Consider the following 11,215-nt stretch of genomic DNA (forward strand, 5'->3'; position numbering starts at 1 on the left):
ATCCGGCCAACTCCCCTGCTCTGCACAATGGTTGAGGCTTCACCCAGCTGGCTTCCGGCGGAGGCGCCGTCAGCGCTCGAGGATCAGATCGAGGACCTCTCCCAGCCGGACCTTGACCGCCTCGCGGTGGTGCAGGGCCTGCGGCGCCGCTCCGCGGCCCGGCCGCACGCCGCGGTCGGCGAAGACGTGGAGCATGCGCAGCGTGCGCAGACAGTTGCCGAAGTCCGCGGGAACCGGGGCCGTGAGGCGGTCGGTGCAGAAGCGGGCGGCGACCGGGTCCAGCCACGCGGTGGCGTCGCGCTCGCTCAGGTCGCACCGGGTGAGGACGCGCGCGACCGCGTGCGCCAGCCGGTCGTCCTCCAACTGGTCCCAGACGTGGGCGGTGCGCGCCGTCAGCCGCGCGGCGGCCAGCTCCAGCATCCGCACCGGAGCCACCTCGGGGTGGCAGCCGAAGCTGCCGAGCAGGTCCGCGCCGTGCGCGACGGCGTGGAGCCAGCCGAGCTCCGCGTCGTGGCCCCGCAGGTCCTCCTCGTGCGGGTACCACCGCTCGAAGGCGGTCACCCACTCGGCCCTGAAGTCCCCCTTGCCCACGAGCATGTCGAGCACGAGCGGGGCGAACGTGCGGGCCTGGACCTCCCGGTCGAGGAAGCGGGCGGCCATCTCGTCCCCCAGCTCCAGCCGCCGGGGCCCGTCGATCACCCCGTCGGCTATCCAGGTCGAGAGCACGGAGTACGCCGCTCCGTCCCGCACCAGCGGATCGGGATCCGCCAGGGCGCGGGAGAGCCCTCGTACCAGGTCCTCCATGGGGCGGTCGTGGGGTACGGCGCAGCCGGCCGCTCGGATGCTGTTCCAGTCGATCACGGGCGCAGGATAGACGCGCACCGCCCTGCCGCGCCCCGCAATAAACGCCGGCCCCCTGGCAATGCCGCCCCGGCTCCGGCCTACATCACGTCGCCCGCCGCGAGGGCCCTTTCCGCGCTGTCGATGAGCTCCTTGTAGGTGAGGACCTCGACCCGGTTCAGGTGTGACGTGTGAACGCGCAGGGCCTCATTGATGTCCTTCTCGGCGACTTCCGGCTGACCCAGGGGATGCCCGATGAGGACGATCGCGCTCGCGCGACGGGTGTCGATGCCGAACTCCCTGGATATGCGCTCGCGATGCTCATCCAAGCCGACGAGGTAGTTGATGGCTTGACCCACCGCGTCGTTCACCGCCCTCATGGGCACCCAGGAGCCCCGGTGCTCCTTGACGAGCTTCACCGCCGCGGATTGCTTCAGCTCGACTATCCGCAGCGAGCCGTCGCCGCGGATCAGCGGGATGTCGACCTCGTCCCCCGGTACCAGCCTTCGCTGCTGTGCCTCACCGATGAAGCGTCCGCCGAACACCCAGTACATCCCCTTCAGCGCGCGCTGCAAGGCGTGTTCGGAAGCAGTCGTGTCCTCGGCCACCCTGCGCAGCTCGCGCAGACGGTCGGCTCGGCGCTGGAGTTCTGCCGCCCGCAGCACCGTCCGTCCGTCTTCGTCCGCCGCGAGGACGGAGAGGGCCTCGGGAGACGACATGATGCGGTGGGCGGCCGCCGCCGGATCCGTCACCTCGACCCGGTTCCTCAGGACGCGCTCCGTCCACAGCGCACGCTCGGCGATCCCGCGGGGGATGTGGTAGCGCGCCGGATCCTCCGCGGGGGCCTGCATGTACCCGGCGTCCCGGCCCAGCGTGCGCACGTGCTCCACCACCTCTGCAGCGTCGGCTTGCGGGTGGCCGGCCAGATACTTCTCGGCTTCCGTGCACCAAAACTCGTTGGTCCTGACCACGGTCCGCGCGATGGAACCCAGCCCCGACGGGTCGCGCGGACCCTGCTGCGGGTGGTGCAGCCGGTACTTCTCCTCGTAATCGGGCCTGAGGAGCCGCCCTTGCGTGTAGTAGAGGGCGTCTTGCAGGGACCTCACGGCCTCCCATTCGTCGGCTTTCGCCGCCGCGTCCCGCGCCCGGGCCAGGAGTTCCGTCAGCCGCTTTCCTCCCTTGCGCTTTCCGTCGGTGCCGGACCGTACGTGACCCAGGGCGGCCGCGACGGCACTCTTCACGGTCTGCGCCGTCGCGGCGGAGAGGATCTGGCCGAGGTGGAGTTCGAGAGCCATGTCGGATCGTGGGGACATGAGCGGAAGTCTGGCCCATGGGTCTGACAGGGCATCCGCCGCGCAGGTCCTCCCACGGCATCCGGGGCCGGTCGAGGGGCCGCGGCGCTCACCCGAGGAACGACAGCCGGACCTGGCGCTGGGGGTTGTCCCGGTTGGTGTCGACCAGGACCACCGACTGCCAGGTGCCCAGGGCCAGTGCGCCGCCGAGCACCGGGAGCGTCAGGTGCGGGGGCACGAACGCGGGCAGTACGTGGTCGCGGCCGTGCCCGGGCGAGCCGTGGCGGTGCCGCCAGCGGTCGTCCGCGGGCAGCAGCGTGCGCAGGGCCTCCAGCAGGTCCTCGTCGCTGCCCGCGCCCGTCTCGATGACGGCCAGGCCCGCCGTGGCGTGCGGGGTGAACACGTTGAGCAGCCCGTCCCGGCCGCGGGCGGCCGTCCGCAGGAACTCGGCACACGCGGCGGTCAGGTCGTGGACGGTCTCCGACGCACCGGTGACGACGTCGATGGTCCGGCTGGTGAAGGTCTCTGCCATGCGTCCATCGTCCGCGGCGGCCCGCGCCGGCCCGCGAGGCGCGCCGGGGGCGCGCCGACCGGCGTGCGGCCGATCCGCTGAAAACAGGCCGCGGCACGCATCCTCCGGCGCCCGCCCGGGCAGCCAGCCACCGTGGCCCGTCCCGCCCCCCGTCCGCGCAGCCGACGCCCGGCGCCCGCCGTGGCACCCGTGCCCCTCCGCCCGCCGTCCGCCCGGCACGCGCTCGTCGCCGGGTCCGTCGGCAACTTCGTGGAGTGGTACGAGTTCGGGGTCTACGGATCCCTCGCCACCGTCATCGCCGCCCGCTTCTTCACCCCCGAGGGCGCGGACCGGGCCGAGGCGCTCATCGCGGCCTACGCCGCCTTCGCCCTCGCCTTCTTCTTCCGCCCGCTCGGCGCCCTCGTCTTCGGGAGGCTCGCGGACCGGGCGGGCCGCCGGCCCGCGCTCGTCCTCGCCGTCTCCCTGATGACCGGCGCCACCGCGCTGATCGGCGTCCTGCCCGCCTCCTCCACCGCCGGCGCCCTCGCACCCTGGCTGCTGACCCTGTTGCGCTGCGTCCAAGGACTGTCCGCCGGGGGCGAGTTCGGCGGCGCCGTAAGCCTGCTGACCGAGACCGCACCGCCCGGCCGACGGGGCCTCCACGGCGCCTGGCAGTCGTTCACCGTCGCCCTCGGGCTCCTCGCGGGCGCGGGCGTCGCCGCCGGACTGGCGACCCTGCTCTCCGAGAACGCCCTGTACGCGTGGGGCTGGCGCCTCCCCTTCCTGCTCGCCCTGCCGCTCGGCGCCGTGGCGCTGTGGCTGCGGTTGCGGCTGCCCGAGAGCGCGCCGCCCGGCACCGGTGCTGCCGCCGCCGTCGCTCCGGAAACCGCGGGAGCCGAGGCCCGGGCCGAGGCCCCCGACACCCCCGGCCGGCCGTCCGGCACGGCGCGGGCCGTCGTGCTCGGCGTCGGCCGGATCATGGGGTGGTCCGCGGCCGGCTACAGCTTCCTCGTCGTCCTGCCCTCCTACCTCCAGGCCACCCTCGGCAGCAGCTTCCAACAGGCCCTGGCCGCCGGCTTCGTCGCCAACCTCGGATTCGCCGCCGCGATCCTGCCGGCCGGGGCGCTCAGCGACCGGATGGGCCGGCGCGCCGTCATGCTCGCCGGCAGCATCCTCGTCGTCCTGACCGCCGTACCGCTCCTGCACCTCCTGCGCGACCCCGGTACCTCCGTCACCGCGAAGGCGGCACTGCTGGCGGCGGCCGGGGCGATGATCGGCCTGCTGGCCGGCCCGGGCCCCGCCCTGCTCGCGGAGATGTTCCCGACCCGCGTGCGCAGCACCGGCCTGGGCCTGGCCTACGCGCTCTCCAACGCCGTCTTCTCCGGATGCGCGGGCCTGACCATCACCGCACTCGTACGACACACCGGCAACCCGGACATCCCGGCCCTCTACGCGTCGGCGGCCTGCGCGCTGGCCGTACCCGCCCTGCTCACCCTGCGCCCCGACGACCACCTGAGGCCCCTGCGATGACCCGGCACGCCCCACCGCCCGTACCGGAGTCGGCGCAGACCACCGTCATCGGCCTGATGTCCGGCACCTCCTGCGACGCCGTCGACGCCGCGGCCGCCCGCATCACGCGCAGCGGCCCCGACCTGTACCTCACCCCGCTCGGCATGGTCAGCGAGCCGTACGACGACCAGCTGCGCCACGCGCTCGCCGCGGCGCTCCCGCCCGGCCCCACCGACCTCGCCGACGTGTGCCGACTCGACACCCGCATCGGGCAGTCCTTCGCCCGTCTCGCCGTCCGGGCGGACCGCGAACTCTGCGCGGGCGGGGCCCAACTGATCGCCTCCCACGGCCAGACCGTCTTCCACTGGTCCGACGGCGGCCGCGTGCACGGCACCCTGCAACTCGGCGAACCCGCCTGGATCGCCGAGGCCACCGGACTCCCGGTCGTCTCCGGCTTCCGGACCCGGGACGTCGCCGCGGGCGGGCAGGGCGCACCCCTGGTCGGTCTGGTCGACCTGATGCTGCTGCGCGGACACCCCGGCGTACCGGCCGCGCTGAACGTCGGCGGCATCGCCAACGCCACCGTTCTCACCGCCGACGGCACCCCGGCGGCCTTCGACTCGGGCCCCGGCAACGCCCTTCTCGACGCCGCCGCCCGCCACTTCACCGCCGGGCGGCTGGACCGCGACACCGACGGCCTCCTGGCCGCCCGCGGTACCGTCCACGGGCCGCTGCTGGACCGGCTCCTCGCCGAGCCGTACTACGCGCTGCCCGCGCCCAAGACCACCGGCCGCGAGCTGTTCCACTCCGGTTACCTGCGCACGGCCCTGGACGCGGTCGGCCCGCTCCGCGCCCCCGACGTCCTGGCCACCCTCACCCGGCTCACCGCCCGCACCGTCGCCGACGCGCTCCGCCCGTTCGGGGTCACGGAGGTGCTGGCCTCCGGCGGCGGCACCCGCAACCCCGTCCTCATGGCGGAACTGCGGCGGGAACTCGGTGCCGCGGTACGGCTGCGCACCTCCGACGCGCTGGGACTGCCCAGCGCCGCCAAGGAGGCGTACGCCTTCGCCGTGCTGGGCTACCTCACCCTGCACGGCCTGCCGGGCACGCTGCCGCAGTGCACGGGAGCGGCCGGCCCCCGGGTCCTCGGCAGCCTCACCCCGGGCCGTGTGCCGCTCCGGCTGCCCACGCCCCTCGCGCAGGCTCCCCGCATCCTGACGGTCACCCCGCCACCGGCCGGCTCTCCGCCAGCGGGGCCCTGGACGTGACCGTCAGGCCGGCGATCAGCGCCGCCAGCAGCATGCCGCCGACCGCCCACCAGAGGGTGTCGGCGTAGCCCCGCAGCAGCTCCTCGGTCTGGTCGTCCTGCGCGGCACGGGACAGGCGGGCGGTGATGATGCCGGTGAGCAGCGCCGCGCCGATCGCCTCGCCCACCTGCTGGGCCGTCAGGACGGCGGCCGATGCCGCGCCGGAGTGCTGTGCGGGGATGCCGGCGGTCGCGGTGGCGAAGACCGGCGTGAAGGCCAGGCCGGTGCCGAGCCCGGCGAGGAGCAGACCGGGCAGCACGTGGCTCACGTACGGGCCCCCGGACTCGAGGCCGGCGAGGAGCAGCAGCCCGAGCGCCGTAATGACCAGGCCCGACACGATCAGCACGCGGGGCGCGACGCGGGGCAGCAGGCGCGCGGACACCTGGGTGGAGCCGATGACGGCCGCGGCGGCCATGGGCAGGACCAGCACGCCGGTCATGAGCGGGGAGTGGCCGAGGAAGTGCTGCAAGGAGAAGGACAGGGCGGGGAGCAGGGGGAGCAGGCCGACGCCGGCGAGGACCACGACGAGGACGGAGCCGAGGCGCTCGCGGTCTTCGAGCACGTACGGCGCGAGCAGCGGGCCGGACGCCCGTGTCTGCCACCACAGGAATGCCGCGAGCAGGACGACGCCCGCCGTGAGCAGCGCCAGGGTCAGGGGGTGCGTCCAGCCGTTCGGTGTGGCCGTGCTCAGGCCGTGGACGAGGGCGGCGAGTCCCGCGCAGCCGAGCAGCACGCCGAGCCCGTCGAAGCGGGCGCCGGTGCGGCCCGGTCGATCGGACAGCAGGGTGACGGCTCCGACCAGCGCGATCACGGCGAGGGCGACGCACGCGTACAGGGACAGGCGCCAGTTCAGCGCTTCGACGAAGAGGCTGCCGAAGAGCAGCCCGAGCGCCGTGCCGCCGGCTGCGATCGCGGCGTAGACGCCGAAGGCCCGGGCCCGTTCCCTGCGGTCGGTGAAGCCGGTGGCCACCAGGGACAGCAGGGAGGGCGTCAGCAGCGCGGCGAAGGCGCCCTGCAGGGCCCGGGCGGCGATGAGCATGCCCGAGTCGACGGCCGAGCCGCCGAACGCGGAGGCCGCCGCGAAGCCGACCAGGCCGATGACCACGGTCCGCTTGGCCCCCGCGAGGTCGGCGATGTGCCCGCCGAGGAGCAGCAGACCGCCGAAGGCGAGCACGTAGGCGTTGATCGCGGGGTTCAGGCCGTCGGAGCCGAGGCCGAGATCGGCCTGGACGGACGGCATCCCCATGCTGAAGGAGGTCGCGTCGAGCAGGACCAGCAACTGCGTCAGGGCGATCACGGCCAGTCCCCACCAGCGCCCGGGGTGCGGGGAGGCGGGGTCCGGGAAGGCGGCCGGGGACGGGGGCGGCCCGAAGCCCTGCGGCGCGGAGCCGAAGTGCGCCGGGCCTGCGGGTGCGTACGCGGGCGGCGGGGGCACGGGCACGGGCACGGGCCGGGGCGCGGGGAGGCGGGGGTCCGGCTGCGCGGCGGGGGCGTCGGCGGGGGCGTCGGCAGGCGACGGGGGAGCGTAGTCGAGCACATGCGCGGCCCGGCGCCCGAGTTGGGCCAGTACGGCACCGGGCAGCCACTCGCCGGCCCGGTCCTGCGCCGTGCGCGCGGCCACCTGCCGCGGGGTGGGCCGCTGGGCCGGGTCCTTGTCCAGGCAGGCCCGTACGAGGTCCACCAGCGTCTGCGGTACACCCGTCAGGTCCGGCTCCTCCTCGGCGACCCGGAAGAGGTGGGCGTTCAGACCGCTGTCCGCAGCGCCGAACAGGAGCCGTCCGGTGGCGGCGTACACCAGAACGGCGCCCAGGCAGAACACGTCGCTGGCCGGGGTGAGTTCGAGGCCGCGGACCTGCTCCGGCGACATGAAGCCGGGGGAGCCGATCAGCATGCCGGTGCGGGTGTGCAGGCTGTCCCCGGTGAGGCTGTCCATCGCCCGGGCGATGCCGAAGTCGATGACGCGCGGGCCGTCGACGGTGACCAGGACGTTGGACGGCTTCAGGTCGCGGTGGATCAGGCCCGCCTCGTGCACGGCCTGCAGGGCGAAGGCGAGCCGGTTCGCGAGGGTGCGCACCGAGTGCTCGGGCAACGGCCCGAAGTCGCGGGCGACGACGGTGGTCAGATCGGGCCCCGGGATGTACTGGGTCGCCACCCAGGGCACGGCGGCCTCGGGGTCGGCGTCGAGCACGGCCGCGGTCCAACTGCCGCCCACCCGCCGGGCAGCGGCCACTTCACGGGCGAAGCGCCTGCGGAACTCGGGGTGTCCGGCGTGCTCGGCCTGCACCACCTTGACGGCAACGGTGCGTCCGCCCTCGGAACGGCCCAGATAGACCAGGCCCATCCCGCCCGCGCCCAGCCGGGCGATCAGGCGGTACGGGCCGATGCGGGTCGGGTCAGATGCGGTCAACTGGTCCACAGGAGCAAGGTAGTCCACGGCCGACCGGCCGGCGAACGACCGGGGCGACGCCGGTGCGGCTCACCGTGCACCCGGTCCAGGCCGAGGCTACCGGTCCTTCCGCGCGGCCGGGGAACCGGCGCCGCGCGGCTCCCGGCTCGGCGACTCCCGCGTCTCGGTGCCCGGGCCCGGCGCCGAGGACGCCCGGTGCACGCCCCGGCCCGGTGCACGCCCCGGCCCGGGTTCACGCACGGGAGCCCCGGTCACCCGGTCACGGTGTCGCCGTGGCGATGGGCCACCCGCCATGCGCCGTCCTCGCGGCGGTACACCTGGGTGGCCCGCAGCGTGTACGTGCGCGGCTGTCCGTCGACCGAGGCGGAGGTGTGCTCGAGGCCGGCCGTGAAGGCCATGTCCCCCACGACGTCGTACGCCTGCAGTTCGAAGGCGTAGGAGGTGCAGTCGGAGAAGCTCTCCCCGAGCGCGGTGAAGAGTGCGTCGAGCTCGCGCCTTCCGTGGGCGTTGCGCCACGCGCCGAGGACGCTCACGGGTTCGTTGCGTGACCACAGTGCCCGGCGCGGGGCCGCGTCGCCGTTGTGCAGGGCGAGCTCGGCCTCGTACAGGTCGGTCCGGACCCACGTCAGGAAATCGTCGCGGTCGCTCATGAGGCCATCATGCACCCGCCCGGACCCCGGCGGTCCGTCAGCCGCCGGAGTCCGCGGGGTGTCGTCAGGCGCCCACGTAGGCCGCGAGGTGCTCGCCGGTGAGGGTGGGGCGGGTGGCGACGAGGTCGGCGGGGGTGCCCTCGAAGACGACCAGGCCGCCGTCGTGCCCCGCCCCCGGGCCGAGGTCGATGATCCAGTCGGCGTGCGCCATGACCGCCTGGTGGTGCTCGATGACGATGACCGACTTGCCGGAGTCGACGAGCCGGTCGAGCAGGCCGAGCAGGTGCTCGACGTCGGCGAGGTGGAGTCCGGTGGTCGGCTCGTCGAGGACGTAGATCCCGCCCTTCTCCGACATGTGGGTGGCCAGCTTGAGCCGCTGCCGCTCGCCGCCGGACAGCGTGGTCAGCGGCTGGCCGAGGCTGAGGTAGCCCAGGCCGACGTCGGCGAGCCGGTCGAGGATCTTGTGCGCGGCCGGGGTGTGCGCTGCGCCGGAGCCGAAGAACTCCTCGGCCTCGGTCACCGACATCTCCAGCACCTCGCTGATGTCGCGGCCGCCCAGGCGGTACTCCAGCACCGAGGCGTCGAACCGCTTCCCCTCGCAGTCCTCGCAGGTGGTGGCGACGTTCTGCATGATCGCCAGATCGGTGTAGACGACCCCGGCGCCGTTGCAGGTCGGGCAGGCCCCCTCGGAGTTGGCGCTGAACAGCGCCGGCTTCACGCCGTTGGCCTTGGCGAACGCCTTGCGGATCGGGTCGAGCAGCCCGGTGTAGGTGGCCGGATTGCTGCGCCGGGAGCCGCGGATCGGGCTCTGGTCGACCGACACCACGCCCTCGCCGGCAGCCCCCGACCGGTGGGGGAGCGAGCCGTGCACGAGCGAGCTCTTGCCGGAGCCCGCGACCCCGGTGATGACGGTCAGCACCCCGAGGGGGATGTCGACGTCCACGTCGCGCAGGTTGTTCGCCGTCGCGCCGCGGATCTCCAGCGCGCCGCTGGGCTTGCGCACCGTTTCCTTGAGGGAGGACCGGTCGTCGAAGTGTCGTCCGGTGGTGGTCCCGCTGGCCCGCAGGCCCTCGACGGTGCCCTGGAAGCAGACGGATCCGCCCGCCGTTCCGGCGCCGGGGCCGAGGTCGACGACGTGGTCGGCGATCGCGATCGTCTCCGGCTTGTGCTCCACGACCAGCACCGTGTTGCCCTTGTTCCGCAGCCGCAGCAGCAGGTCGTTCATCCGCTGGATGTCGTGGGGGTGCAGGCCGATGGTGGGTTCGTCGAAGACGTAGGTGATGTCGGTGAGCGGCGAGCCGAGGTGGCGGATCATCTTGACGCGCTGCGCCTCTCCCCCCGACAGCGTGCCCGCGGGCCGCTCCAGCGAGAGATAGCCGAGGCCGATCTCCACGAACGAGTCGAGGGTCTGCCGCAGCGCGGTGAGCAGTGGCGCGACCGTCGGCTCGTCGAGGTGGCGGACCCATGCGGCGAGGTCGCGGATCTCCATCGCGCAGGCGTCGGCGATGCTGATCTCCTTGATCTTCGACGAGCGGGCGCCCTCGCTGAGCCGGGTGCCGTTGCACTCGGGGCAGGTGGTGAAGGTGACGGCCCGCTCCACGAAGGCCCTGATGTGCGGCTGCATCGCCTCCTTGTCCTTGGACAGGAACGACTTCTGGATCTTGGGGATCAGTCCCTCGTAGGTGAGGTTGACGCCGTTGACCTTCACTTTGGTCGGCGCGCCGTAGAGGAAGTCCTGCATTTCCTGCTTGGTGAACCTGCGGATCGGCTTGTCCGGGTCGAGGAACCCGGACTGGGCGTAGAGCCCCACCGTCCACTGGCTGTCCGACTTCCAGCCGGGGATGGTGAACGCGCCTTCGGCGAGGGACTTGGAGTCGTCGTAGAGCTGGGTGAGGTCGATGTCGGAGACCTTGCCCCGGCCCTCGCAGTGCGTGCACATGCCGCCGGTGCGTTCGTAGGTCGCCCGGACCGCCTTCTTGTTCCCCTTCTCCACGGTGATCGCACCGCTCGCCCGGACCGAGGCGGTGTTGAAGGAGTAGGCGCTGGGCGGGCCGATGTGCGGCGTGCCGAGCCGGCTGAAGAGGATGCGCAGCATCGCGTTGGCGTCGGTGGCGGTGCCGACGGTGGAACGGGGGTCGGCCCCCATCCGCTGCTGGTCGACGCTGATCACGGTCGTCAGTCCGTCCAGCACGTCGACCTCGGGCCGTGCGAGCGTCGGCATGAAGCCCTGCACGAAGGCGCTGTAGGTCTCGTTGATCAGCCGCTGCGACTCCGCGGCGATCGTGTCGAACACCAGCGAGCTCTTGCCCGAACCCGAGACGCCGGTGAACACCGTCAGCCGGCGCTTGGGGATCTCGATGCTGACGTCCTTGAGGTTGTTCTCGCGCGCCCCGTGCACGCGGATCAGATCGTGGCTGTCGGCATCGTGCGGCGCAGGCGACTGCGTGTCCGTCCTCGTGACCTTGCTCATCGTGTCTCCATCTGTCGGGCGGGGGCCGCTCGCGCGGCCCCCGTCGGTGTCGCCTGGCTCGATCCGACCGGGTTCGAGCAGCACGTCCGGTTCTACTTCGTCGGCGCGATCATGGCAATGAAGGGGCGGTGGGCGGCTAGGGGGTGTCTGACGGAGGTCCGTGGTGAAGGAGCGGTGTCCGGTGCGTGCTCTCGGCGTGCCGGCCGGATGCCCCCGTACTGGACGTACT

The 11,215-nt window shown here is 73.4% G+C and carries 8 protein-coding genes; 2 read left to right on the forward strand and 6 right to left on the reverse strand.

The genetic code is table 11. The annotated features are described in order from the left end of the window. Positions 1 to 69 precede the first annotated feature (69 nt). From AB0D44_RS19040 to AB0D44_RS19050, 3 genes are all read right to left on the reverse strand, one after another. Complete coding sequence (locus AB0D44_RS19040; protein WP_362591976.1) at positions 70 to 861, reverse strand: DUF2785 domain-containing protein; 792 nt, start codon at positions 859 to 861, stop codon at positions 70 to 72. Between the two features lie 80 nt (positions 862 to 941). Next, positions 942 to 2,153 (reverse strand): Shedu anti-phage system protein SduA domain-containing protein, encoded by a 1,212-nt coding sequence (locus AB0D44_RS19045; RefSeq protein ID WP_362591979.1) that lies wholly within the window; start codon positions 2,151 to 2,153, stop codon positions 942 to 944. An 88-nt stretch (positions 2,154 to 2,241) separates the two neighbouring features. Continuing rightward, on the reverse strand, positions 2,242 to 2,664 hold the full coding sequence (locus AB0D44_RS19050) for a YjbQ family protein (protein ID WP_362591982.1): 423 nt from the start codon (positions 2,662 to 2,664) through the stop codon (positions 2,242 to 2,244). Positions 2,665 to 2,853: 189 nt separating this feature from the next. Here AB0D44_RS19050 and AB0D44_RS19055 point away from each other — a divergent pair, with 189 nt between their 5' ends. After that, complete coding sequence (locus AB0D44_RS19055) at positions 2,854 to 4,173, forward strand: MFS transporter (protein ID WP_362591985.1); 1,320 nt, start codon at positions 2,854 to 2,856, stop codon at positions 4,171 to 4,173. After that, positions 4,170 to 5,420, forward strand: coding sequence for an anhydro-N-acetylmuramic acid kinase (locus AB0D44_RS19060; RefSeq protein WP_362591988.1), 1,251 nt, complete (start codon positions 4,170 to 4,172; stop codon positions 5,418 to 5,420). Before AB0D44_RS19055 ends, AB0D44_RS19060 begins: the two co-directional genes overlap by 4 nt. On the opposite strand, the gene AB0D44_RS19065 is transcribed toward AB0D44_RS19060, so the two are convergent. The 3 genes from AB0D44_RS19065 to AB0D44_RS19075 all read right to left on the reverse strand — a co-directional run bounded on the left by AB0D44_RS19065 (position 5,374) and on the right by AB0D44_RS19075 (position 10,986). Further along, on the reverse strand, positions 5,374 to 7,875 hold the full coding sequence (locus tag AB0D44_RS19065; protein WP_362591991.1) for an MDR family MFS transporter: 2,502 nt from the start codon (positions 7,873 to 7,875) through the stop codon (positions 5,374 to 5,376). The two genes, AB0D44_RS19060 and AB0D44_RS19065, sit on opposite strands and share 47 nt — an antisense overlap. Positions 7,876 to 8,117: 242 nt before the next feature. Next, entirely contained in the window at positions 8,118 to 8,516 is a 399-nt protein-coding gene (locus AB0D44_RS19070) for a nuclear transport factor 2 family protein (protein ID WP_362591994.1), read from the reverse strand. A gap of 64 nt (positions 8,517 to 8,580) precedes the next feature. Then, positions 8,581 to 10,986 carry an excinuclease ABC subunit UvrA gene (locus tag AB0D44_RS19075; RefSeq protein WP_362591997.1) on the reverse strand — a complete coding sequence of 802 codons (2,406 nt, stop codon included), beginning with the start codon at positions 10,984 to 10,986 and terminating at the stop codon, positions 8,581 to 8,583. Between the last annotated feature and the right edge of the window lie 229 nt (positions 10,987 to 11,215).

It is taken from the genome of Streptomyces sp. NPDC048349, from assembly GCF_040651925.1.
GTDB lineage: Bacteria > Actinomycetota > Actinomycetes > Streptomycetales > Streptomycetaceae > Streptomyces.

Bases quoted from the DNA above. Each gene is read 5' to 3' on its own strand.
- AB0D44_RS19045 (WP_362591979.1), bottom strand. From the start codon at position 2,153: ATGTCCCCACGATCCGACATGGCTCTCGAACTCCACCTCGGCCAGATC.
- AB0D44_RS19075 (WP_362591997.1), bottom strand. From the start codon at position 10,986: ATGAGCAAGGTCACGAGGACGGACACGCAGTCGCCTGCGCCGCACGAT.
- AB0D44_RS19050 (WP_362591982.1), bottom strand. From the start codon at position 2,664: ATGGCAGAGACCTTCACCAGCCGGACCATCGACGTCGTCACCGGTGCG.
- AB0D44_RS19060 (WP_362591988.1), top strand. From the start codon at position 4,170: ATGACCCGGCACGCCCCACCGCCCGTACCGGAGTCGGCGCAGACCACC.
- AB0D44_RS19070 (WP_362591994.1), bottom strand. From the start codon at position 8,516: ATGAGCGACCGCGACGATTTCCTGACGTGGGTCCGGACCGACCTGTAC.